The 23,878-nt window shown below is 65.4% G+C and carries 24 protein-coding genes; 7 read left to right on the forward strand and 17 right to left on the reverse strand.

The window, feature by feature from the left end:
- Positions 1-39: 39 nt before the first annotated feature.
- Entirely contained in the window at positions 40-936 is an 897-nt protein-coding gene (locus DFR52_RS02795; protein ID WP_110030379.1) for a LysR family transcriptional regulator, read from the reverse strand.
- Positions 937-1,060: 124 nt separating this feature from the next.
- Between DFR52_RS02795 and kynU the strand changes: the two genes are divergently transcribed.
- On the forward strand, positions 1,061-2,275 hold the full coding sequence (gene kynU, locus DFR52_RS02800; RefSeq protein ID WP_110030380.1) for a kynureninase: 1,215 nt from the start codon (positions 1,061-1,063) through the stop codon (positions 2,273-2,275).
- A 34-nt stretch (positions 2,276-2,309) separates the two neighbouring features.
- Here kynU and DFR52_RS02805 read toward each other — a convergent pair whose 3' ends face one another.
- The 5 genes from DFR52_RS02805 to cysG all read right to left on the reverse strand — a co-directional run bounded on the left by DFR52_RS02805 (position 2,310) and on the right by cysG (position 6,645).
- Positions 2,310-2,642 (reverse strand): 2Fe-2S iron-sulfur cluster-binding protein, encoded by a 333-nt coding sequence (locus DFR52_RS02805; RefSeq protein ID WP_110030381.1) that lies wholly within the window; start codon positions 2,640-2,642, stop codon positions 2,310-2,312.
- Positions 2,643-2,703: 61 nt separating this feature from the next.
- Positions 2,704-3,198, reverse strand: coding sequence for a DUF934 domain-containing protein (locus DFR52_RS02810; protein ID WP_110030382.1), 495 nt, complete (start codon positions 3,196-3,198; stop codon positions 2,704-2,706).
- A 13-nt stretch (positions 3,199-3,211) separates the two neighbouring features.
- Positions 3,212-4,885: a nitrite/sulfite reductase gene (locus DFR52_RS02815; protein ID WP_110030383.1), complete on the reverse strand. Its 1,674-nt coding sequence runs from the start codon at positions 4,883-4,885 to the stop codon at positions 3,212-3,214.
- Between the two features lie 7 nt (positions 4,886-4,892).
- Positions 4,893-5,201: a DUF2849 domain-containing protein gene (locus tag DFR52_RS02820; protein WP_110030384.1), complete on the reverse strand. Its 309-nt coding sequence runs from the start codon at positions 5,199-5,201 to the stop codon at positions 4,893-4,895.
- A gap of 10 nt (positions 5,202-5,211) precedes the next feature.
- Positions 5,212-6,645 (reverse strand): siroheme synthase CysG, encoded by a 1,434-nt coding sequence (cysG, locus tag DFR52_RS02825; protein ID WP_110030385.1) that lies wholly within the window; start codon positions 6,643-6,645, stop codon positions 5,212-5,214.
- A gap of 274 nt (positions 6,646-6,919) precedes the next feature.
- Here cysG and DFR52_RS02830 point away from each other — a divergent pair, with 274 nt between their 5' ends.
- Positions 6,920-7,513, forward strand: a complete 594-nt coding sequence (locus DFR52_RS02830; RefSeq protein WP_110030386.1) for a deaminase — start codon at positions 6,920-6,922, stop codon at positions 7,511-7,513.
- Between the two features lie 166 nt (positions 7,514-7,679).
- Positions 7,680-8,501 carry a nucleoside triphosphate pyrophosphohydrolase gene (mazG, locus tag DFR52_RS02835; RefSeq protein ID WP_110030387.1) on the forward strand — a complete coding sequence of 274 codons (822 nt, stop codon included), beginning with the start codon at positions 7,680-7,682 and terminating at the stop codon, positions 8,499-8,501.
- Between the two features lie 194 nt (positions 8,502-8,695).
- On the opposite strand, the gene hflX is transcribed toward mazG, so the two are convergent.
- The 8 genes from hflX to dusB form a co-directional block, all read right to left on the reverse strand.
- Positions 8,696-10,000 carry a GTPase HflX gene (gene hflX / locus DFR52_RS02840; RefSeq protein WP_170132208.1) on the reverse strand — a complete coding sequence of 435 codons (1,305 nt, stop codon included), beginning with the start codon at positions 9,998-10,000 and terminating at the stop codon, positions 8,696-8,698.
- A 97-nt stretch (positions 10,001-10,097) separates the two neighbouring features.
- The gene (gene hfq, locus DFR52_RS02845; protein ID WP_110030388.1) at positions 10,098-10,346 is read right to left on the reverse strand and encodes an RNA chaperone Hfq; all 249 of its coding nucleotides are present in this window, start codon (positions 10,344-10,346) and stop codon (positions 10,098-10,100) included.
- A 307-nt stretch (positions 10,347-10,653) separates the two neighbouring features.
- On the reverse strand, positions 10,654-12,030 hold the full coding sequence (trkA, locus tag DFR52_RS02850) for a Trk system potassium transporter TrkA (RefSeq protein WP_110030389.1): 1,377 nt from the start codon (positions 12,028-12,030) through the stop codon (positions 10,654-10,656).
- 60 nt (positions 12,031-12,090) lie between these two features.
- Complete coding sequence (gene ntrX, locus DFR52_RS02855) at positions 12,091-13,455, reverse strand: nitrogen assimilation response regulator NtrX (RefSeq protein ID WP_110030390.1); 1,365 nt, start codon at positions 13,453-13,455, stop codon at positions 12,091-12,093.
- Positions 13,445-15,727, reverse strand: coding sequence for a sensor histidine kinase NtrY-like (locus DFR52_RS02860; RefSeq protein ID WP_110030391.1), 2,283 nt, complete (start codon positions 15,725-15,727; stop codon positions 13,445-13,447). The genes ntrX and DFR52_RS02860 overlap by 11 nt, the downstream gene beginning before the upstream one ends.
- A 106-nt stretch (positions 15,728-15,833) precedes the next feature.
- A complete protein-coding gene (ntrC, locus tag DFR52_RS02865; protein ID WP_110030392.1) occupies positions 15,834-17,285 on the reverse strand; it encodes a nitrogen regulation protein NR(I) in 1,452 nt (483 codons plus the stop codon).
- Complete coding sequence (locus DFR52_RS02870; protein ID WP_110030393.1) at positions 17,282-18,439, reverse strand: two-component system sensor histidine kinase NtrB; 1,158 nt, start codon at positions 18,437-18,439, stop codon at positions 17,282-17,284. The genes ntrC and DFR52_RS02870 overlap by 4 nt, the downstream gene beginning before the upstream one ends.
- Complete coding sequence (gene dusB / locus DFR52_RS02875) at positions 18,436-19,452, reverse strand: tRNA dihydrouridine synthase DusB (RefSeq protein ID WP_110030394.1); 1,017 nt, start codon at positions 19,450-19,452, stop codon at positions 18,436-18,438. The genes DFR52_RS02870 and dusB overlap by 4 nt, the downstream gene beginning before the upstream one ends.
- A 162-nt stretch (positions 19,453-19,614) precedes the next feature.
- Here dusB and DFR52_RS02880 point away from each other — a divergent pair, with 162 nt between their 5' ends.
- Together DFR52_RS02880 and DFR52_RS02885 are read left to right on the forward strand one after the other, a co-directional pair.
- Positions 19,615-20,823 carry a bifunctional 2-C-methyl-D-erythritol 4-phosphate cytidylyltransferase/2-C-methyl-D-erythritol 2,4-cyclodiphosphate synthase gene (locus DFR52_RS02880; RefSeq protein WP_110030395.1) on the forward strand — a complete coding sequence of 403 codons (1,209 nt, stop codon included), beginning with the start codon at positions 19,615-19,617 and terminating at the stop codon, positions 20,821-20,823.
- Between the two features lie 14 nt (positions 20,824-20,837).
- Positions 20,838-21,380 carry a CinA family protein gene (locus tag DFR52_RS02885; protein WP_110030396.1) on the forward strand — a complete coding sequence of 181 codons (543 nt, stop codon included), beginning with the start codon at positions 20,838-20,840 and terminating at the stop codon, positions 21,378-21,380.
- On the opposite strand, the gene DFR52_RS02890 is transcribed toward DFR52_RS02885, so the two are convergent.
- Positions 21,365-21,826 carry a type II toxin-antitoxin system RatA family toxin gene (locus tag DFR52_RS02890; protein ID WP_110030397.1) on the reverse strand — a complete coding sequence of 154 codons (462 nt, stop codon included), beginning with the start codon at positions 21,824-21,826 and terminating at the stop codon, positions 21,365-21,367. The genes DFR52_RS02885 and DFR52_RS02890 overlap by 16 nt on opposite strands.
- A gap of 155 nt (positions 21,827-21,981) precedes the next feature.
- Here DFR52_RS02890 and DFR52_RS02895 point away from each other — a divergent pair, with 155 nt between their 5' ends.
- Complete coding sequence (locus DFR52_RS02895) at positions 21,982-22,218, forward strand: type II toxin-antitoxin system ParD family antitoxin (protein WP_110030398.1); 237 nt, start codon at positions 21,982-21,984, stop codon at positions 22,216-22,218.
- Positions 22,219-22,259: 41 nt separating this feature from the next.
- Positions 22,260-22,379 (forward strand): hypothetical protein, encoded by a 120-nt coding sequence (locus DFR52_RS25065; RefSeq protein ID WP_425351126.1) that lies wholly within the window; start codon positions 22,260-22,262, stop codon positions 22,377-22,379.
- A 3-nt stretch (positions 22,380-22,382) separates the two neighbouring features.
- Here DFR52_RS25065 and lipA read toward each other — a convergent pair whose 3' ends face one another.
- A complete protein-coding gene (gene lipA, locus DFR52_RS02905; RefSeq protein ID WP_110031095.1) occupies positions 22,383-23,366 on the reverse strand; it encodes a lipoyl synthase in 984 nt (327 codons plus the stop codon).
- A gap of 127 nt (positions 23,367-23,493) precedes the next feature.
- Entirely contained in the window at positions 23,494-23,748 is a 255-nt protein-coding gene (locus DFR52_RS02910; protein WP_110030400.1) for a GlsB/YeaQ/YmgE family stress response membrane protein, read from the reverse strand.
- Positions 23,749-23,878 lie beyond the last annotated feature (130 nt).

A 23,878-nucleotide genomic window follows, 5' to 3' on the forward strand; every position in this document is an offset into this window, starting at 1 on the left:
AAAATCAATAGCGCATATTCGTCGGCCGATAGGGAATCTCTATCGAGGGTTCATGTCACGGGCAAAGATCCGTGCCTCGTGCAGCAGTGCCGAAACGATCGGGGTGTGCGGCTCCCGCGGCGCGGCGACCATCCCCACCATGTGATGGGCATCCGGCTCGACGATCGGAATGCCGCGGATTTCGGGCGCAAGGCCGAAGGTCTCGGCCAGATGCAGCGGCATGATCGAGGCCCATTTGCCCGTCCGCACATGGGAGAACAGCACGGTCACCGAGTTGGATTCGAGCGTCGGCTTGGCGGCCGCGCCGGCTTCGGCGAGATGCTGGTTGATGATGCGGCGGTTCTGCATGTCGGGCGTGAGCAGGCACAGCGGCAGTTTGGCGACCTCGGCCCAGGTCACCGTCTCGCGGTCGGCGAGCATCTGGCCGGCGGTGGTGAACAATTGATACCGCTCCTCGTAGAGCGGCACCGAAACGACGCGGCCGGTGGGCTCATTCTCCAGATAGGTGATGCCGGCATCGATCTCGAGGTTCTCGAGCTGGAACAACACCTCGTTCGACGTGCAGGACATGATCGACAGCGTGACAGCCGGGTGCTTCTCGGAGAACGCCGCCGTCATCGCCGTAACTTTTGACAGTGCGGTGGGGATGACGGCAAGCCGCGCATGACCGGACAGTCCCTTGCGCGCCGCCTTCATCTCCTCGCGCATCGTGCGGGCGTCGCCGACGATGCGCCGGGCCCATTCCAGCACCCGCTGGCCTTCCGGGGTGAGCGCCTGGAAGCGGGAGCCGCGCTGCACCAGCACCACGCCGAGCTGGTCCTCGAGCTGCTTGAGCCCCGCCGACAGCGTCGGCTGGGTGATGCCCAGTTCGGTGGCGGCACGGCCGAAATGCCGTTCGCGGGCGAGTGCCATGAAATATTCGAGCTTGTCGATCATGCAGGAGCCTCGCACGACGCCGGGCAAGCGGCAAGACCGGCAGCGACACCGCCAGCGCGGGTTGCGGCACCGGTCTGCCGAGGCTACCAATGCCGTCCGTCCCGCCGCCCGCCAGGAGAGAACCATGCCCACGCCCACCGATGACGATGCGCTGTTTGCCGGCACCAGGGCCATGTTCGCGCTGCCCGATGGCGTCATCTATCTCGACGGCAACTCGCTGGGGCCCCTGCCGTCCAACGTCGCCGCGCGGGTCGCCCGCACGGTCCAGGCGGAATGGGGCGCGATGCTGATCCGCGCATGGAATGACGCCGGGTGGATGGATCTCAGCGGCAAGGTCGGAGATCGCATCGGCCGGCTGATCGGCGCGGCCGCCGGAACCGTCATGGTGGCAGACACGACATCAATCAATCTTTTCAAGGTTCTGGACGCAGCGATTCATCTCAACTCAGAACGTTCGGTGGTGCTTTCGGACACCGGCAACTTCCCCACCGATCTCTACATCGCTCAGGGGCTGACCGCACGCCTGCCCGGCCGCCGGATGCTCAGGACCGTGGCGCCGGAGGACGTCATGGCCGCGATCGACGACACCGTCGCCGTGGTCATGCTGACCGAGGTCGATTACCGGACGGGTCGCCGTCACGACATGAGGGCGATCACCGGCGCCGCGCACGATGCCGGCGCGCTGGTGATATGGGACCTCGCCCATTCAGCCGGAGCGCTCGAAGTGGACCTCGCCGGCACCGGGGTCGATTTCGCCGTCGGCTGCGGCTACAAGTACCTCAATGGCGGTCCGGGCGCGCCGGCCTTCGTCTATGTGGCGCCGCGACACCAGGACGGAATCGCGCCGCTCCTGTCGGGCTGGATCGGCCACGCCGCGCCCTTCGCCTTCGATCCCGACTATCGCCCCGCCCCGGGCATCGACCGGATGCGTGTGGGAACGCCACCGGTGCTGTCGCTGGAGGCGCTGGACGCGGCGCTCGATGTCTGGGACGGCATCGACTTGGCGCGTGTCCGCGCCCGCTCGATTCTGCTCACCGAACTGTTCATCGCGGAAGTTGAGGCCGCCTGCCCGGCGCTGACGCTCGCCTCGCCGCGCGATGCGCAGGCCCGCGGCAGCCAGGTGTCGTTCCGGCACGAGGAAGGGTTTGCCATCATGCAGGCGCTGGTCGCCCGCGGCGTGATCGGAGATTTCCGGGCGCCCGACGTGCTGCGCTTCGGCTTCGCACCGCTTTATGTCCGGCCCGAGGATGTGAAAAGCGCGGCGGCGATCCTGGCGGAGGTGATGGACGGCAGGCTCTGGGACCGGTCGGAATACCGGCTGCGCGGCCGGGTCACCTGAGGCCGGTTTGGCTGAAGCCGGGTCCGGCAGCCGATCAGGCGGCGACGCGGTCTTTTTCGGTGCCGGGCGCGAGTTCGATTTCCAGCCCGTCGAGTTCCTCCGTCATCAGGATCTGGCAGGACAGGCGCGAATTCGTCTCCACCGAGAACGCGCTGTCGAGCATGTCCTCTTCCTCATCGCGCATCGCCGCCAGCTTGTGCGCCCATTCCTCGCTGACATAGACATGGCAGGTGGCGCAGGCGCAGGCGCCGCCGCATTCGGCCTTGATGTCGAGATCCCAGTCGCGAATGATCTCCATCACCCGGAAGCCTTCCAGGGCTTCCAGGCTGTGGCGCTTGCCCTGGCGGTCTGTCACATGGATCTGCATAGGTCTGCCTTCGCTTGACGTCGGGAAGCCGGCATTGGCCGGGAGAGGTGGATGGTCTCGATCAGGGCGCGGATCTGCGCCTCCACGAATATCCTGCAACAGGTGAGGATTCCGCTGCAGCCGGTTGATAATGCAGCTTTATGCCGGGAAGATTGTTTTCAGCCAACCGTTCGATGGTCGGTCCATGGCTGGTGGCGACGCTATCGATGCCGACGCGCAGCATGAACGGCACCTGGTCGAGCAGCACGCCGCCAATGGCGCGGATCTCGCCGGTGTAGCCAAGCCGATCGCGCAGAAGACTCGCATGCGAGAAAGCCCGGCCGTCGCTGAAGGCCGGGAAATTCACCGCAACGAAAACGACGCGGTCGACGACCGGGGCGAGCCGCGTCACGTCATCGGCGGGTTCGATACGGACGGCGATCGGCTCGTTGCTGCCGGCGGCGAGTTCCAGCGCCTCGTCGAGCGACAGCACCCTGGCGCCCTCGCCGCTGCCGTCGGTGCTGAGGTCCCAGGGGTCGTTGTCAAGGAAACCGGAGGTGGTCCAGATGCGGGTCATGATGGTCCTTTGCTCAGGCGGCTTCGACTTCGCTGCCGCCATAAAGCGCCAGCTTGAACGGGGCTGCGCCCACACGTCGGTAGCAGTCGATGAACGGCTCCTCTCGTCCGGTGCGCTCGGCGAGATAGGTGTCGACGATCACCTCGATGGCGTCGGTCAGCCGCTCCGGCTCGAAGCCTCGGCCGATGATCTCCCCGATCGAGGTGTTCTCGTCGGCCGAGCCGCCAAGCGTGATCTGGTAGAGCTCGGCGCCCTTCTTCTCGACGCCGAGAATGCCGATATGGCCGACATGGTGGTGGCCGCAGGCGTTGATGCAGCCGGAGATCTTGATCTTCAGTTCGCCGATCTCCTCCTGGCGCCTCGCGTCTGCGAAGCGGTTGGAGATTTCCTGGGCGACCGGAATCGAGCGGGCATTGGCCAGCGCGCAATAATCGAGACCCGGGCAGGCGATGATGTCGGTGATCAGGCCGGAATTGGCCGTCTCCAGCCCCTCTGCCTTGAGCCCGCGCCACAGCGGCTCGAGATCGGCCAGCGCCACATGCGGCAGCACCAGGTTCTGCTCATGGGTGACGCGGATCTCCCCGAAGCCGAATTCGTCGGCAAGGGCCGCCACCGCGTCCATCTGGTCGGCCGAGGCGTCGCCGGGAATGCCGCCGATCGGCTTCAAGGAGATCGTCACCATGGCGTAGTCGGGGTGGCGGTGCGGCGCGACATTGCGGCCGACCCAGCCGGAGAACTCCTCGTCGGTCCTCTTCCAGGCGGCGAGCTGCGCCCAGCCCTCGGCGCGGTCGCTGAGCTCGGGCGGCGCGAAATAGCTGGTGATGGCGGCGATGTCAGCGTCGGGCAGCTTCAGTTCTCCGGCGCGCAGATGCTCCCATTCGGCCTCGACCTGGGCGGCGAGGTTGTCGATGCCGGTCTCGTGAACCAGGATCTTGATGCGCGCCTTGTACTTGTTGTCGCGCCGGCCATGCAGATTGTAGACGCGCATGATCGCCGTCACATAGGACAGCAGATGCTCTTCCGGCAGGAACGGGTTGAGGAGCTTCGCGACCATCGGGGTGCGCCCCTGCCCGCCGCCGACATAGACCGCAAAGCCGGTCTCGCCGGCCTCGTTGCGCTTCAGCTGCAGGCCGATGTCGTGCACCTGGATGGCCGCGCGGTCGCGCTCGGCCGCGGTGATGGCGATCTTGAACTTGCGCGGCAGGAAGGAGAATTCCGGATGCACCGAGGACCACTGCCTGAGAATCTCGGCGTAGGGGCGCGGATCGGCCACCTCGTCGGCGGCGGCGCCTGCGAAATGATCGGCCGTCACATTGCGGATGCAGTTGCCCGAGGTCTGGATGGCATGCATCTCGACTTCGGCGAGCTCGCTCAGGATCGCCGGGATGTCGGACAGCTTCGGCCAGTTGTACTGGATGTTCTGCCGCGTGGTGAAGTGGCCATAGCCGCGGTCATAGGTGCGCGCGATATGGGCGAGCTTGCGCATCTGCCGCGACGACAGCGTGCCATAGGGCACGGCGACGCGCAGCATGTAGGCATGCAACTGCAGATAGACGCCGTTCATCAGCCGGAGCGGCTTGAAGGCATCCTCGGAAATATCGCCCTTGAGCCGCCGCTCCACCTGGTCGGTGAACTGGGCGACGCGGTCGCGAACGAAATCATGGTCGAATTCATCATAGCGGTACATGGAAACCTCAAGCCGCCCGGGAGGACGCAACAGAATGGGCAGGCGCGTAATCGATCGAAGGGCCGTCGGCACGGATGCGCTCGCGCAGGCGAAGGGCGCGGATGCCGGTGGCGGTCTCCTCGACATCGATGATATTGACATCGACGACGCGGTTGTCGGCCAGCGCCTTGTCGCCGGCGGCGACCAGAGCGGCCACGGCCTCGTCATGGCGGGCGACAAAGCTCTCCGAAAGCCGGGTCTCCCAGTTGCCGGAGGCGCTCAGCCAGACGGAAATGCCATCGGTGAGGCGGTTGGCGGTCAGTACTTTGGCTGTCATCTCGAACTCCTCAGGCGGCAATGGTCTGCCTGGCGGCAAAGGCCTGCGCAAGCGGGGTGGAATGGGCAAGTTCGGCATCGGCGACGGCGTCGCCGATCAGCACCATGACGGGGCCGGTCAGCTCGTCGGCGGCCTCAAGCAGCGGCAGGTCTGCCAGCGTGCCATGGAACAGGCGGCGCCCGTCGCGGGACGCGTTCTCGACCACGGCAACCGTGGTCTCGACGCCGAGCCCGGCCTCGATCAGGCGATGGGCGACGGTGGCGGCGACGCTGCGGCCCATATAGATGGCGATGGTGGCGCCGGAGACGGCAAGCTTCGCCCAGTCGGGCAGCGTCGCGCCGGTCAGGTCATGGCCGGTGGTGAACACCAGCGAGGAGGCCACGCCGCGCAGGGTCAGCGGCAGCTGGAAATCGGCGGCGGCGGCAAAGGCAGAGGTGATACCCGGCACGATCTCGAACGAGATGCCGGCGTCGCGCAGGGCCGACATTTCCTCGGCGGCGCGGCCGAAGATCAGCGGATCGCCCGACTTCAGGCGGACGACGCGCTTGCCTTCGCCGGCGAGCTTTACCAGCAGCGCATCAATCTCCTTCTGGCTCTTGGAGTGGCAGCCCTTGCGCTTGCCGACGGCAAAGCGTTCGGCGTCGCGGCGGCCCATGTTGACGATTTCCTCGGTCACCAGCGCGTCATGGACGATGGCGTCGGCTTCCATCATTGCGCGCTGGGCCCGCAGCGTCAGCAGGTCCTCTGCACCCGGACCGGCACCCACCAGCCAGACATGGCCGGGCACCGGCTCGCGGCCGCGCAGCATGCGGGTGGCGGCGCGGCGGGCCTGGGTGAGATCGCCGCTGGCGACGTGGCTGGCGACATCCGCCTCGAAGAAGCGGCGCCAGAAGATGCGCCGGGCGACTCCGCGCGGCAACAGCCTGTCGACGGCCCCGCGATAGCTGGCGGCGAGCGATGCCAGCGTGCCGAGCGAGGGCGAGAGCATCTGGTCGACGCGGGCGCGGATCATCTGCGCCAGCACCGGCCCTGCCCCCTCGGTGCCGATGGCGACGGCGACGGGGGCGCGGTTGACCAGCGCCGGAGTGAAGAAATCGCATTCGTCGGGCTGGTCGACGGCATTGGCCGGAATCCTGCGCACGCGCGCCGCCGCCACGATGGCGCGGTCGGTCGCGGCGTCGCCGGTGGCGGCAAACACCATCACCGCATCATCGAGATGCGCGTCGGCGAACGCGGAGCGGACAAGCAGCAGATCGTGCTTGCGAACAGCTTCGATGAGTTCGGCTTCCGGCTGATCGGCATAGACATGGATCTCGGCCGAGGTATTGGCGACAAGCCGCGCCTTGGCTGCCGCTTCGGCGCCGTTGCCGAACACAGCGACCTTGCGCCCCCCGACCTTGAAAAAGGCAGGAAATGTGGTCAGTTTTGAAGTCGGCTGTCGCATCGAGTCCTGCCTTTCCAGTCTGGTGGCCATTGTCGAGGCTGCGGCGCAAACTTTGAAGGAACAGATATTTGCCGAAAGCCCGGGTCGGATATTGTTTTCCTCAAAGCGGCGGCAAACGGAGAATGTGAAACCGGCTTGGTGACCGGCGGCGGCGGGATCCGGAAACAGTTTGCGCGGGGGCGCCATTACACAGATAGAACCGCCCGGCTGTGCCGGCGCGCATTTACAGCCGCCGGCCGCGGAACTACCTTGAGCAAAACCGAAGGATCCCAACGTGCCCCAGCCCGACGCCCGCCAAGCCGCCCGTTTCCTCGACGTCATCGAGCAGGACATCCTGCCGCTGACCACAATCGGGGTGGGCCAAGGCAACAAGGTGTTTGGCGCCGCCATTCTCGACAAGTCGGATCTGTCGCTGGTGCTGGCCGAAACCAACAACGAACAGGAAAATCCGCTCTGGCACGGCGAGGTCCACGCCCTCAAGCGCTTCTACGAGAAGAAAGATCGCCCCGACACGCGGGATCTCATCTTTCTCTCCACTCACGAGCCCTGCACCATGTGCATGTCGGCGATCACCTGGGCGGGTTTCGACAATTTCTTCTATTTCTTCAGCCACGAGGATTCGCGCGACAGTTTTGCCATTCCGCACGACCTCAGGATTCTCAAGGAAGTCTTCGGGCTGGAGCCCGGCGGCTACCGCCACGACAACGCCTTCTGGAGCGCCAGGGGCCTGTTCGGGCTCATCGCCGCCCTGCCCGACGCGGAGGCGGCGCCGCTCATCGAGCAGGCCGGCCGCATTCGCGACCGCTACTCCGAACTCTCCGCCATCTACCAGGCGGGCAAGTCGGACAACGCCATTCCGCTGAGCTGAGGCGTCGGCGATCGTCTGTCCGGCCCGCTGCGTTTATGTCGGCCGGATCCGCAAGACCGCCGCCGGATCTGCTCCGTCACAGGTGACGCTCCACAAGCCTGTGGACAATCGCCGCGGCGGCCGCCCGCGCCTCGCCGCACGCGTCGCGGCGGAGTAGGCTTGGGCCATGACCCCATCGCGCGACATCACCCGCCTTCTCGAAATCATGGCCGCGCTTCGCGACCCCGACACCGGCTGCCCCTGGGACATCAGGCAGGATTTCGCCTCGATCAAGCCCTACACCATCGAGGAGGCCTATGAGGTGGCCGACGCCATCGAGCGCGACGACCTCGACGACCTCCGCGACGAGCTAGGCGACCTGCTCTTGCAGGTGGTCTTCCACGCCCGGATGGCGGAGGAGGCAGGCGCCTTCTCCTTCGGCGACGTGGTCGACGCCATCACCACCAAGATGATCCGCCGCCATCCGCATGTCTTCGCCCGCACGCACGCCGATACGCCGGAAGCGGTCAAGCACCAGTGGGCGCTGATCAAGGCGGAGGAGAAGCGCGAGCGCGCCGAGCGTCGTGCCGCCAGAGGGCTTTCGACGGCGGAACCCTCCGGCCAGCTCGATTCCGTGCCGCGCGCCTTCCCCGCATTGATGGAGGCGCTGAAGCTGCAGGAGGCGGCCAGCCGCGTCGGCTTCGACTGGGGCGCCGCCGGCCCGGTGCTCGACAAGATCGAGGAGGAGATCGGCGAGTTGCGCCAGGCCATCGCCGCCGGCGACGACGCCCACGCCAAAGAGGAATTGGGCGACGTCATCTTCGCCGTCGCCAATCTCGCCCGTCACCTCAAGGCCGACCCTGAAATGGCTCTGCGCGCCACCAACACCAAATTCCGCCGCCGCTTCGCTGAGGTCGAGGTCGGACTGGTGAAGGTGGGCAAGACGCCCGGTGAGGCAACGCTGGATGAGATGGAAGCGCTGTGGCAGGCGGCGAAGATGAACGAATAGCGACGCCGAAATTGAAGCTGCCGCGCGCACCACTCTCCCCCTTGCGGGGGAGATGTCACCGAAGGTGACAGAGGGGGGCATACCGCCGCTCGACCGATGGGCTGCGTGCGTGGCGGCTTACCCCCTCTGTCGGCTGGCGCCGACATCTCCCCCGCAAGGGGGGAGAATGGGCCGGCGCCAGCCCGTCCCCGCCCTCACTCTTCCCAGTCGTCCGCAGGCTTCGGGCCGTTGCCCATTCGGCGGTCGAGCTCCTCGGAATCGGCGTGGGTGAATTCCGCCTCGATCATCACCGAGCCGTCTTCCATGTCCTCGCGTCCGCTGACGCGTCCGCGCTGGTAGATCCACGGCACGAGCTTCATCTGGCTCGGACCGACGCGCACCTGGCGGGCAATGAGCTTGCCTGAGACGATCGCCTCGATGCGCGTGAGCAGCACGTCGATCCCCTCGCCGGTGACCGACGAGACCGCAATGGCGTTCTCGGAGTTCTCGGCCTTCGCCTTGAGATCCTCCGCCGCCTCCTCGGGCAGCAGGTCGATCTTGTTCCAGACCTCGATCAGTTTGCGGCCGTCGCCTTCGCTCAGCCCGAGGCTCTTCAGGATCGCCTCGACGTCGCCGGCCTGCGACGCGCGGTCCGGGTCGGACATGTCGCGCACATGCAGGATCAGGTCGGCTTCCACCACCTCTTCGAGCGTCGCGCGGAAGGCCGCGACCAGATGGGTCGGCAGGTTGGAGATGAATCCCACCGTGTCCGACAGGATCACCGTGTTGCCGTGCGGCAGCTTCATGCGCCTGAGCGTCGGATCGAGCGTGGCAAACAGCATGTCCTCGGCCAGCACCTCGGCGCCGGTGACGCGGTTGAACAGCGTCGATTTGCCGGCATTGGTGTAGCCCACCAGCGCCACGATGGGGTGCGGCACCTTCTTGCGCTTGGCGCGGTGCAGCTGGCGTGTGCGGCGGACCTGCTCGAGCTCGCGCTCGAGCTTGATGATGCGTTCCTGCAGCAGGCGCCGGTCGGCCTCGATCTGGGTTTCGCCGGGACCGCCCATGAAGCCGCCGCCGCCGCGCTGGCGTTCAAGGTGGGTCCAGCTGCGCACCAGCCGGCCTTTCTGGTAATTGAGATGGGCAAGTTCGACCTGCAGCACGCCTTCCTTGGTGGAGGCGCGGCGGCCGAAGATTTCGAGGATCAGACCGGTGCGGTCGATGACCTTCACCTTCCACTGTTCCTCCAGATTGCGCTGCTGAACCGGGGTGAGCGGATGGTCGACGATGACGAGCTCCGACTCGCTTGCATCGATGAGCGCCTTGATCTCCAGCATCTTGCCCTTGCCGAACAGGGTCGAGGGCCGCGGCGCCGAGATCGGCACGATCAGCGCCTCTGCGACCTCGAGCTCGATGGCGCCCGCCAGGCCGATGGCCTCGCCCATGCGGTGGGCGTCGGGCCGCTTGACCACATTGCCGCCCTCCGGGCCGCTTCCCGGCGCGGCATTGCGCGTGCGCATGGCCGGAATCAGAACGATGGCGCGCGTGACGACGGACTTGGAATCCGGGTCGTTGAAATTTCCAGAGCTATGTACGGTTTCTATGTGCGTTGTCCTGTTATTCCGCGCTCGGCGCGTCCTCGTTTTCGAACATCTGCACGGGCTGGCTCGGCATGATGGTCGAAATCGCATGCTTGTAGACAAGCTGGGAATGGCCATCGCGGCGCAGCAGCACGCAGAAATTGTCAAACGAGGTGACGACGCCGGTCAGTTTGACGCCGTTGATCAGAAAGATGGTCAAGGATATCTTCTGCTTGCGAACCGTGTTCAGAAACAGGTCCTGCAAATTCTGTGAACGCTCCGCCATTGCGCCTGTCTTTCCGTCTTCTTATTGCCCGTCAAACGGGACACGTTGCCATTCACCTGACGCGAAAGTCGCCAGGACACACGTCGCAAACCATCCCTAACAGGCATCTCGGCCTATCGCAACGACAACCATCGGATGGAATTTGATTCCGGCTGCCGGCGCCGCGATTCTCGTCGCCTATCCGGGATCGGAAATAGCTGACCACTCATTTCTGCAATTGTAAACAGGCAATTGCGTTTGTGCAAATGCATGCCCTCACAGACAGGCAGGCCGTCCGGTCCGGTGGGACGCGGCGGCACTCGCCCGGTCAGAAGAATTCGAGGCTGACGCGGAACATCTGCTCGACATGGCGCACGGCGTCGAGCGAGGCGAACATCACCACCCGGTCCTTGGCCTTGATCCGGGTGTCGCCGTCCGGCCGCAGCACCTGCTTGTCGCGATAGACGGCGCCGATGCGCACCCCCTTCGGCAGGTCGAGTTCGCGCAGCGGCTTTCCGACCAGCGGCGAGGTTTCCAGCGCCTCGGCCTCGATGACTTCCGCGGCCCCCTTCTGCACGCTGTAGACCGAGCGGATGCGACCCCGGCGGACATGCTGGAGAATCCGCGAAATGGTCACCGCACGCGGATTGATGTGGGCGTCGATGCCCATGGTCTTGGTGAAGCTCTGATAGGACGGATTGTTGATCAGCACCAGATTGGCCTTGCATCCCAGGCGCTTGGCCATGACCGAGGAGAGGATGTTGACCTGGTCGTCATTGGTCAGCGCGACCATCAGGTCCGCATCCTGGATATCGGCCTCGACGAGGATGTCCTGGTCGAGAGACGAGCCGTTGATGATGACCGTGCGCTTGAGCGAGTCTGCGATCTCGACAGCCCTGCCGCGGTGGTTCTCGATGATCTTGACCCGGGTGCGCGGTTGCCGTTCCTCGATGACGCTGGCGACATAATAGCCGATATTGCCGCCGCCGGCGATGACGATGCGGCCGGCCTCCTGCTCCTCATGGCCGAACAGGCTCAGCGTCCGGCGCACATGGTCGTGTTCGCAGATCACATAGGCGAGGTCCCCGGTGGACAGCTGGTCGGAGGAATGCGGCACGAACAGCTTCTCGTCGCGCCAGATGCCGACCACTGTGGCCATCAGGTCGGGGAACAGCTCGCTCAGTTGCTCGAGCGGCGTGTTGACCACCGGACAGTCTTCCAGGCATTCGATGGCCACCATCGCCACCTTGTCGTCGGCAAAGCGGACCACGTCGGTCGCGCCCGGCAGCGCGATGCGGCGCAGCACCATCTCGCCGACCTCGACCTCGGGCGAAATGATGACGTCGATGGGCATGTGGTCGCGCGAGAACAGGTCGGCCCAGTGCGGTCTGAGATAGGACTGGGCGCGGATGCGGGCGATCTTGGTGGGGACGTTGAACAGCGAATGGGCCACCTGGCAGGCGACCATGTTGACCTCGTCATAGAGCGTGACGGCGATGATCATGTCGGCCTGTTCGGCACCGGCGGCGGCCAGCACGTCCGGTTGGGCGCCGTGGCCGACATAGCCGCGGACATCGAGCGTGTCGCGGATGCCCTGCACCAGCACCGCCGAAGTGTCGATCACCGACACATCGTTCTCCTCGGCAGCCAGCTTCTCGGCGATCCCGTAACCGACGCGGCCTGCGCCGCAAATAATGACTTTCATCCCTGTCCCCGGCCTGGGGCGGCGGCATGGCTGCCCCGTCCCCTTGAGTGCGTCAGGCGCTTATACGCCGAGCGATTTCAATTTGCGATGCAAAGCGGAGCGTTCCATGCCGACAAATTCGGCCGTCCTCGAGATGTTGCCGCCGAACCGGTTGATCTGGGCAATCAGATAATCGCGCTCGAACATTTCCCGCGCCTCGCGCAGCGGGATGGTCATGATCAGATTGGAATCTCCGGCACCGGTCTTGGGCAGCATGTCGGAAACGTCATCGGGCAGCATGTCGGCGCTGATGATCGAATCAGGACCGTCGGTGCGGGCGAGAATCATCAGCCGTTCCATGTAGTTGCGAAGCTGGCGGATGTTTCCGGGCCAGGTGTGGGCCTGGATGACGGCGAGCGCGTCCTCCCCGATGCGGCGGTTGCGGATGCCGGCCTGCTCGGAAATCTGGCGCATGAAGGTGTCGACCAGGAACGGAATGTCCTCGCGCCGCTCCATCAGCGACGGCACCTTGACCGGCACCACCGCCAGCCGGTGGTAGAGATCCTCGCGGAAGTCGCCCGCCGAGATCAGATCCTCCAGGTTTATCGCCGTCGACGAGATGATGCGGACATCCACCTTGACCCGCTTGGTCCCGCCGACCCTCTCGAACTGCTGGTCGACGAGCACCCTGAGAATCTTGCTCTGGGTGCCGCGCGGCATGTCTGCCACCTCGTCGAGATAGAGGATGCCGCCATGCGCCTCCTCGAGCGCGCCGACCTTGCGCTCATGGCTCGATGTGCTCTCGGTGCCGAACAGGGCGACTTCCATGCGCTCGGGCGTGATGGCTGCCGCATTGAGCACCACGAACGGACCTCCGGCCCGACTGCTCTTGCGGTGGATCAGCCGCGCCACGAGTTCCTTGCCGCAGCCGGATGGACCGAGGATCATCACCCGGCTGTTGGTCGGCGCCACCTTCTCGATGACCTGCTTGAGCTGCGACACGGCGACCGATGTCCCGATGAGTTCGACCGGATCGCCGGAGCGGCGCTTCAGGTCGCTGACCTCGCGCTTGAGGTTGGAGGTTTCCAGCGCCCGCTCGGCGATCAGCACCAGCCGGTCCGCCTTGAACGGCTTCTCGATGAAGTCGTAGGCGCCGCGGCGTATGGCCGAGACGGCGGTCTCGATGTTGCCGTGGCCGGATATCATCACCACCGGCAGTTCCGGGTATCGCGACTTGATCTCATCGAGCAGGGCGAGACCGTCAAGGCGGCTGCCCTGCATCCAGATGTCGAGGAAGACCAGCCGCGGCACGCGATCGGAGATTGCCTGCAGCGCGCTGTCGCTGTCATGGGCGGTGCGCGTTTCATGGCCTTCATCCGAGAGGATGCCGGAGATGATGTCGCGGATGTCCTTTTCGTCGTCGACGACGAGAATATCAGATGCCATTGACCGGCTCCTTCGCTTCCAGGTTTTCGGTCGAATTCTCGACAGGCTGCAACGGCAGCCTGACGCTGATCATGGCGCCACGGCCGCCGTCAATGTCGGCCGGCGCGTCGCGCAGTTGCAGGACGCCGCCGTGGTCGTCGATGATCTTCTTGACGATGGCCAGTCCCAGTCCGGTGCCCTTCTCGCGCATGGTCATGTAGGGCTCGAGCAGCCTGTGACGGTTCTCCGCCGGCAGACCGCGGCCGTTGTCGATGATGTCGATGACATGGTCGTGTCCGTCCGGCGACGCCCCTGCCCTGATGGTGATCCGCTTGCCGTCGCGGTCGTCGCCGGGCGTTACCGAATCGATGGCTTCGGTGGCGTTCTTGATCAGGTTGCCGAACGCCTGGCCGAGCATGCGCGGATCGTAGTGGCCTTCCAGCGGCGTCTCACCGAATTCGCGCACGAACTCGATGTCCTGTCGCCCGACCTCGCGCAGGAAGACCGCATCCTTCAGGATGTCGCGCAGGTCGCAGCGCACCTTCACGGGCTTGGGCACGCGGGCAAAGGAGGAGAATTCGTCGACCATGCGGCCGATGTCCTCGACCTGGCGGATGATGGTGTCGGTGCACTGGTCGAAGACTTCGCGGTCGTTGTCGGGAATCTGCTTGCCGTAGCGGCGCCGGATCCGCTCGGCGGAGAGCTGGATCGGCGTGAGCGGATTCTTGATCTCGTGGGCGATGCGGCGGGCCACGTCGGCCCAGGCCGTCGAGCGCTGGGCGATCAGCAGGTCGGTGATGTCGTCGATGGTGACGACGAAGGATTCGTGCCCGTCATGGGTCTCCTCGCGCGTGACCTTGACGTCGAGCGTCCGCTCCTTGCCGCCGCGCTTGAGAATGATCTGCGAGCGTGTGTCGCTGCGCGGGCGCATTGCTGCCTCGGCGATGACGGTGGTGAATTCCGGCGCAATCTCGCAGAACGGTTCGCCGATGATCTCCTGCGCGGCGTCGGTCAGGATGGCGGAGGCGGAGCGGTTGGCAATGGTGACCCGGGCGTGGTGGTCTATACCGACCACCCCGGCGGACACGCCCGAGAGCACCGCCTCGGTGAAGCGGCGTCGGTCGTCGATCTGGTCCTTCGCCGACAGGATTTCGTCACGCTGGGTGCGGATCTGGACGATCATGTTGTTGAAGGTCTTGGCGAGCGACCCGACGTCGCCGTCCGACGCATGCACGGGGACTGCGATATCAAGGTTGCCCTGCGCCACCCGGTCCGACGCGTTGATCAGGATCCTGATCGGACGCACGAGCCGGTCGGCGACCGCGATGGCGGTCCAGATGGCTGCAAGCAGCACGATCAGCGCGAACCCTATGTAGAGAATCCCGAAGGCGAGCTGCAGCGGCGCCCGCCCCTGCTCCAGCGTCTGGTACTCCTTGGTCGCATCCTCCATCAGCCGCATCGACCGCATCACCTCGGGATCGACCACGCGGACCGTGTAGAGAAAGGCATTCGGGATGTCCTGCAGCGGGATCACCGCACCGACCAGATTGGTGACGCCGGGCGGAATCAGAGTCGGCTTGCCGTTGGAGGCATCCCGGAGCGCGTCGGCGGGAATCGCCGGCAGCGGCCGTTCGGTGGGAATGTCCGCATTGAGGATCACGCTGCCGTCGGCCCGCACCAGGAATGCGCCGAGCAGGCCGCGGCCGACCGCCTGCCGGGTGAGGAAGTTGGTGAACCCCGTGCGGTCGAGGCTGTAGAGGGTGCGGGCGTTGTCGAGATCGTTCGCCATCGACACGGTCTGGCCCTGCAGGAAGCGGGCATTCTCCAGCACATAGGCCTCGGCCACCGAGAGCGACGAATTGACGATGGCCTTGGTGCGAAGCGAGAACCAGCGGTCCAGCCCGACATCGAGCGTCACGGAGGCGACGATGGCGACGAGAATGGCCGGCATGATGGCGACGATCGAGAACAGCGCCACGATGCGGATGTGCAGCCGGGCGGCGGCCTTGCCGCGCTTGCGCGCATTGTGCAAGCGCCGGAATTCCAGGAACACCAGTGTGAGCAGCCCCAGCACGAAGACCAGATTGACGCCGACGGCCGACAGCACCACCGCATCGTCGGGAATGACCGGGGTCAGCCCGAGCAGGATGGCGAAGGACACCAGGGCGCTGACAAAGGCGCATGCCACCAGCGCGATTCCCGGCAGCGCGAACCGATTCCGGCTGCTGATGCTTTCCGTCAGCACGGACGGATCACCCAGGTCGTCCACAGCCGGATTTGCGTCAATTGGCATTGAGGCCGTCACGCTCCAAAGATTGTCGGTTTTCGTCAGTTGCGATCATGCAACAGAATGTGGCGAAAATGCAACGCTTTGAGGCGAACTGTCAAGGCAGGCGGCCTCAGACCGGTCGTGGCGAGCGATAGACAGTCACGCCGAGCTCACGGATCTTCTTGCGCAGCGTGTTGCGGTTGAGACCCAGCAGATCCGCTGCCTTGATCTGGTTTCCCCGCGTTGCGGTGAGCGCTGCGAGGATGAGCGGATGCTCGACCTCCTCGAGCACGCGCTGGTAGAGTCCCGGCGGCGGCAGGTCCTCGCCGAAACCGGAAAAGTAGCGCCGCATGTTTTCCTCGACCGCCTGGCTGATGCTGGTCGGACTCCCCGACGTTCCGCTGCGCGACGATGGCTCGGGTGATTCGATCCTGAGTTCGTTGTCGATGATGTCGCTGGCGATCTCGTCCTGGGGATAGAGCGCCATGACCCGGCGGACGACGTTTTCCAGTTCGCGCACATTGCCCGGCCAGGGATAGGCCTTGAGCAGGTCAAGCGCCTCGGTGTCGAAGCGCTTGGCGTCGAGCCCCTCGCGTACGGCCTGGCGGACGAAGTGGCGCACCAGATCGGGCACGTCCTCGGCGCGATCCCTCAGCGGCGGCAGCCGGAGCGGGACCACGTTGAGCCGGTAGTAGAGATCCTCCCGGAACAGGCCCTGATTGATCAGCACCTTGAGATCCTTGTTGGAGGCGGCGACGATGCGGACATCGGACTTGATCGGCGTGCGGCCGCCGACGGTGGTGTATTCGCCCTGCTGGAGCACCCGCAGCAGCCGGGTCTGGGCATCCATCGGCATGTCGCCGATCTCGTCGAGGAAGAGGGTCCCGCCCTCCGCCTGCTCGAACCTGCCGGTGGATCTGCTCTGGGCGCCGGTGAACGAGCCCTTTTCGTGGCCGAAAAGCTCGGACTCGATCAGATCGCGGGGAATGGCGGCCATGTTGATGGCGACGAAGGGACCATTGCGGCGCTTGCCGTAGTCGTGCAGCGCGCGTGCCACCAGTTCCTTGCCGGTGCCGGATTCGCCGGTGATCATCAGCGTCAGGTCCGTCTGCATCAGCCGGGCCAGCACCCGGTAGATCTCCTGCATGGCGGCCGATCGGCCGACCAGCGGCATGCCTTCGCTGGTTTCGTCGGCGGCCGATTGGGGCACCTTGCGCGGCTCCGACAGCGCCCGGCGGATGATGTTGAGCATCTCGGTGAGGTCGAAGGGTTTGGGGAGATAGTCGTAGGCCCCTCCCTCCGAGGCGCGGATGGCGGTCATGAAGGTGTTCTGGGCGCTCATCACCAGGACCGGGAGTTCGGGCCGGGCGCGGCGGATGCGCGGCAGCATGTCGAAGGCGTTCTCGTCCGGCATCACCACATCGGTGATCACCAGGTCGCCCTCGCCCGCAGAAACCCAGCGCCACAGGGTGGCGGCGTTGGAGGTGATCCGCACCTCGTAGCCGGCGCGGGTCAGCGCCTGGTTGAGCACGGTGCGGATTGCGGCGTCGTCATCGGCGACGAGAATGGTTGCGCTGGTCATGACACCGCTCCTTTTTTGCTACCGGCCGCGAGCGGCTTGATGGGTTTGGCATCCGGCGAAGCGGGCATCAGGATGCGGAATGTGGTCTTGCGCGCCTGGCTGTCGCATTCGACGATGCCGCCGTGGCCGCCGACGATCTTGGCCACCAGCGCCAGTCCGAGGCCGGACCCGTTGGTCTTGGTGGTGATGAACGGGTCGAAGAGATGCGGCACCAGATCCGGCGGCACGCCCGGCCCGTTGTCCTGGACGCAGAACTCGAGCGGCAGCGACACCTTTTCGCGGGTGCCCGCCACCGAGAGGCGAATGCCGGGCCGGTAGGCGGTAGTCAGCAGGATCTCGCCGTTGGGATCGTCACCCACCGACTCGGCGGCGTTCTTGACCAGATTGAGGAACACCTGCACCAGCTGGTCGCGATTGGCATAGACGGACGGGAGGGAGGGATCATAGAGCTCGGAGATCTTGATGTTGCGGGCGAATCCCGCCTTGGCGATGGCCTTGACGTGGTCGAGCACGGAATGGATGTTGACCGAGACACGGTCCACAGGACGCTCGTCGGAGAAGATCTCCATGCGGTCGACCAGCGAGACGATGCGGTCGGTCTCGTCGCGGATCAGCCGGGCCAGCGACCGGTCCTCGTCGCCCACGGACATTTCCAGAAGCTGCGCCGCGCCGCGGATGCCCGACAGCGGGTTCTTGATCTCGTGCGCCAGCATTGACGCCAGCCCGGTGACCGAGCGGGCGGCCGTGCGATGGGTGAGCTGGCGGTCGATCTTGTCGGCCATCGAGCGCTCCTGGAACACCACCACGACATTGCCGGGCTGGCCGGCGACCGGTGCCACATAGAGGTCGACCAGCTTGTCGCTGCCCAGTCGCGGCGAACTCAGATCCACGCGGTATTCGTTGACGGCGGCGCTGCGGCCGCGCACCTGCTCGATGAGCTGCAGCAGCGGACTGCCGAAGGGAATGAAGTTTTCCAGCGGGCTGCGCGCCAGATGGGCGGCGCTGGCGGCGAAAAAGGCCTCGGCCGCCCAGTTGGCAAAGCAGACCTTGCCTTCGGCGTCGACCATGATGACCGGGTGCTGGATGGCATTGAGCACCGCGGACTCGGTGCCTTCGGCCAGGGTCAGCGGCGGATTGACGGGGGTTTCGGTCATGCGGCGGTGTCCATGTCGGAGGAAGGCTCGGTGGCCGCGGCCAGCGCACCGGCAAACAGGCGGGTCACCTCGCCCGCATCGCGGCTCTGCATCAGCGAGGCCCTGACCTCCGCCGGCGTCTTCGGCGCCAGCGACTGGAGATACCAGCCGAGGTGCTTGCGGGCATGACGGACGCCGATGTCGGCGCCGTAATGCTCGATCATCATCGCGTAGTGGCGCAGCGCGATGCTGTGACGTGCAGCGCCCGCTGCCGGAGCCAGCTCGCTGCCGGCAAGTTCGCCGCAAAGCCACGGCATGCCCTGGCTCGCGCGGCCGATCATCACGGCATCGGCGCCGGTGCGCGCCAGGCATTCCGCCACGTCGGCGCCGCTGGTGATGTCGCCGTTGGCGACGAAGGGGACCGACACGACCTCGCGCACCCGGGCAATCGCGTCCCAGTCGGCGGAGCCGGTGTAGAACTGGCAGCGGGTGCGGCCGTGGACGGTGATCATCCGCACCCCGGCATTGACCGCGGCGATGGCGATGTCGGCGGCATTGAGCGAGGATTCGTCCCAGCCGAGCCGCATCTTCAGCGTCACCGGCACCGAGACGGCGTTGACCGTGGCCTCGATCAGCGACAGGGCCCGCTCCGGATCGCGCATCAGCGCCGAACCGGAATAGCCTCCGGTCACCTTCTTGGCGGGACAGCCCATGTTGATGTCGATGATGGCGGCGCCCTCGCCTTCGGCAATCCTGGCCGCCTCGGCCATCCAGTAGGCCTCGCGCCCGGCAAGCTGCACCATGTGCGGGGAAATGCCGTCGGAGCGCAACCGCGCCCACGATTCGCGGTTGTCGGTGGCCAGTTCGCGGCTGGCCACCATTTCGGTCACCACCAGGCCGGCGCCGCATTCCCAGGCGAGCTGTCGAAACGGCAGATCGGTGACGCCGGACATCGGCGCCAGGAAGATCCTGTTGCGGATCGCCACCGGCCCGATCATCATCGGCTCCGCCTGTGTGTTTGAATCAAATTGCATTTGTTTCGTGCATCGACCTTGTTTGCACGTTTTTTAGCCAGTTCGATGCCCGTTGCCAAGCCAAATCTGGAGCCGCCCGCAGCTATTTTCGAGACGGTCTTTTCGCAGGCGCATGAACCTTCTACACAAGCGGCCGACGTGGCGCGAAAATGAGGACAAAGCATGGCGACTGAAGCCGATTTCGCCGTGGTGATGGTGGCCGCCGGCCGCGGCGAGCGCGCCGGCTCGGCAACGACGTCGGGGCCGAAACAGTACCGGACGATCGGCGGTGTCCCGGTGATCGCGCGCACGCTGGCGCGGTTCCTCGCCCATCGCGGCTGCAGGATGCTGGTGGCCGTCATTCATCCCGACGACGAGGCGCTGTTCGCCGAGGCGCTCGGCCATGTGGGCTCCGCCTCGCGGGTAGTCACCGTGCATGGCGGCGCCACGCGGCAGCAATCCTGCCTCGCCGGCCTCGCCGCGCTGTCTGAACATGGGCCGCGCTGGGTGCTGATCCAGGACGCAGTTCGCCCGTTCGTCGATCATGCGGTCATTGATGGCGTTCTCGGCGCCCTTCAGGCCGGCGCCGAAGCCGCCCTGCCCGCCGTGCCCGTCGCCGACACGCTCAAACGCGCCGGCGCAGACAACCAGGTCACAGAAACCGTCGCGCGAGCCGGGCTCTACGGCGCGCAGACCCCGCAAGGCTTCGAGTTCAGGCGCATCCTGGCCGCCCACCGCGCCGCTGCCGCGGCCGGCGTCGGCGATTTCACCGATGACTGCGCCATAGCCGAATGGGCCGGCATGGCAGTGACGCTGACGCCCGGCACGACCGCCAATGTCAAGCTCACAACCGCCGAGGACATCGCCATGGCCGACCGGAAATTCTCAGCGTCAGCCCTGCCCGACGTGCGCACAGGCAACGGCTACGACGTGCACCGGCTGGTGCCGGGCGACCAGGTGACTTTGTGCGGCGTCCGCATTCCGCACCATCTCACACTCGACGGCCACTCCGACGCCGACGTGGCGCTGCATGCGCTGACCGACGCGTTGCTCGCCACCTGCGGCGCCGGCGACATCGGCGACCATTTCCCGCCGTCCGACCCGCAGTGGCGCGGTGCTGCCTCCTCGATCTTCCTTGCGCACGCCGCCCGCATCGTTCGCGAGGCCGGCGGCACGATCATGAACGCCGACGTATCGCTGATTGCCGAAGCGCCGAAGATCGGCCCGCACAGGCTGGACATGCGCCGGCAGCTCAGTGAAATTCTCGGACTGGATCTGGAGCGCTGCTCGGTCAAGGCCACCACCAATGAGAGGATCGGCTTCGTCGGCCGCAACGAAGGCATCGCCGCGATCGCCACCGCCACCGTCGTCTTCGCGCCGAAGACAAGCTGAGCCGGGAGAGCGCCATGAATGACAACGAGAACAGCCTGGAGGCCATCCGCGAGGACTGCCGCGACCTTGCCGAGCAGATCGTCGCCGAATTCACCGCCGCCGGCGCCATGATCGCCACGGCCGAATCCTGCACCGGCGGACTGATCGCCGCTGCCATCACCGACATCGCCGGCTCATCGAACGTGTTCGACCGCGGCTTCGTCACCTATTCCAACGAGGCCAAGCAGGACATGCTGGGCGTCAGGCAGGAGACGCTGGGCAAATACGGCGCGGTCTCGGCGCGGACCGCCTCCGAAATGGTGCTCGGCGCGCGGCGGCGGTCGCGGGCCAGCTTTGCCGTCTCGGTCACCGGCGTTGCGGGTCCGGGCGGCGGCACGCCCGGCAAGCCGGTGGGGCTGGTGTGGATGGGCCTCACCGGTCCCGGCGACCTCACCAGCGTGATGGAACTCAGATTCAGTCCCGAGTGGAGCCGCGACATGATCCGGGCCGCCACCGTGCGCGCGGCGCTCGACGGGTTGTTGAGCCGGCTCGAGCTTTCCGGTCAGGCCGACGGCTGAGCCGAATAGATCGTGTCGGCGCGCTTTTCGAAGGCCTCGGCGAACATGCGGAAAGCGCGGTCGAACATGCCGCCCATCACCATGCCGAGCATGCGGCTCTTGAATTCATAGTCGATGAAGAACTTGACCGCACAGCCGCCCTCGCCATGCGGCTCGAAGCTCCAGCGATTGTCGAGATAGCGGAACGGGCCGTCGAGATATTTGACGTCGATGACCAGTTCTTCGGGCTGCAGCAGGACCTGGCTGGCAAAGGTCTCGCGGATCGCCTTGTACCCCACCGTCATGTCGGCGACGAGCAGCGTCTTGTCGTCGCGCTGCTTGCGCAAGCGGACCGACAGCGCCTCGCACAGCGGCAGGAACTCCGGATAGCGCTCGACATCGGCGACCAGGTCGAACATCTGGCGCGGCGAATGGGAGACGGTACGGGTGGTTTCGAACTTGGGCATGGAAGGCAATTAATCGGCAAGGCGGCGAAGATCAAGCTGCGAGCGGACGGAGCCGGTATATTGGCGAGATGCCACCTAGACGGCGACCGGATGATGGTCGCGGTGTTTTGACACGGGCGCCGTGTGGTGCAAAAATCACGCCAAAGGAGACGGGGATGGCAACGCTGAACATTTCCGTGCCCGACGCCATGAAGCAGTGGGTCGAGGAGCAGGGACGCACCGGACGTTACCTGGACGCAGAAGACTATATCCGCGACGTTATCCGCAAGGATCAGGAGCGCAGGTCGCGCATCGCGGAACTGCAGGCCGTGGTCGACGAAGGCCTGCGGAGCGGAGCGGGCGACGAGACCATGGAAGGCATCCTGACCTCGATACACAAAGCCGCCGAATAGGTCGGTGCCGTACCGGCTGACCAGACGCGCCGCCGATTCGCGTGCATCCTTTCGGCGCTCACATGATCATCTATCTGGAGCAAGCCGACGGCTCCGCGACAATCATCCGGATCAGACACCAGCGCGAAAACTGGACCGCGCTGATCTCTCCCGGATCCTGATCCCTACTCCGCCGCAGCCAGCACCTTCCTGGCACGGTTGGCCTGCAGCCTTGCGAAATCGTCGCCGGCATGGTGCGAGGAGCGGGTCAGCGGGCTCGACGCCACCATCAGGAAGCCCTTGGTGTAGGCGATCTTTTCGTAGCTCTTGAACTCTTCCGGGGTGACGAAGGAGACCACCTCGTGGTGCTTGCGGGTGGGCTGGAGATACTGGCCGATGGTCATGAAATCCACATCCGCCGAACGCAGATCGTCCATCAGCTGCAGCACTTCGTTGCGCTTCTCGCCCAGCCCCACCATGATTCCCGATTTGGTGAACATCGTCGGATCGAGTTCCTTGACCCGCTGCAACAGCCGCATCGAGTGGAAATAGCGGGCGCCGGGACGCACGGTGAGATAGTTCGAGGCCACGGTTTCGAGATTGTGGTTGAAGACGTCGGGCTTGGCGGCGACCACGCGCTCGAGGGCGCCCGGCTTGCGGAGGAAATCCGGCGTCAGGATCTCGATGGTGGTCTGAGGCGATGCGGCCCGGATCGCCCATATCACCTTTTCGAAATGCTCGGCGCCGCCATCCTCGAGATCGTCTCGGTCGACCGAGGTGATGACCACATGCATCAGCCCCATCTGCTTGACGGCCTTGGCGACATTCTCGGGCTCAAGCATATCGAGCGCGTTGGGCTTGCCGGTCGAGACGTTGCAGAAGGCGCAGGCGCGGGTGCAGATCTCGCCCATGATCATGAAGGTGGCGTGCTTCTTGTCCCAGCACTCGCCTATATTGGGGCAGCCGGCTTCCTCGCAGACCGTGACGAGATTGTTCTCCTTCACGATGGCCCGGGTTTCCTGGTAGCCCTTCGATGTCGGCGCGCGCACCCGTATCCATTCCGGCTTGCGCTTCATCTCGGTGTCTGGACGGGCCTGCTTTTCCGGATGCCGGACGCGCTTGGGCTCGATGCCCTCAGCAAGGCGGGTTCTGTCGAGAATGGTGACCATCATCGTTCCTGTCGATTGGGCCGGACGGTGGGACCGGCTTTTTCAATGTATAGACGGATCGACATGGAAAGTCAGGCCGTCTGTTGCAAGGCGGCCCGACCGATAATGCATGGCTGCGGCGTGCCGCCTATCTTCGGATGGCGCGCGCCAAGGCAATGAGAATGCAGGCACCGACGAAGCCGACGATCAGATACACCAGCAATCCCGTGCCGGTGTAGATGCCCAGCACGCCGAGGAGAAAGTTGAGCAGCGCTGCGCCGACAATGCCGAGGATGATGTTCATCAGCAGGCCCATGTTGGAGCGCATGAAGCGTTCCGCCAGCCAACCGGCCACGCCGCCGACAATGATTGCGCCCAGAAAACCTACGCCGTTCAGATCCATAATGATCTCCCTGAAGTGTGAAAATTAGCAAACTTGAAACGCCCGTGCGGCGCAAAAGTTCCCGATTTTCACCTTTGGGTTCGGCCTGTCCCCGGTCATGCAGTCCCGGCGCGGGAACGGGCGATGCGGG

The sequence above is a fragment of the Hoeflea marina genome (assembly GCF_003182275.1).
Lineage (GTDB): Bacteria > Pseudomonadota > Alphaproteobacteria > Rhizobiales > Rhizobiaceae > Hoeflea > Hoeflea marina.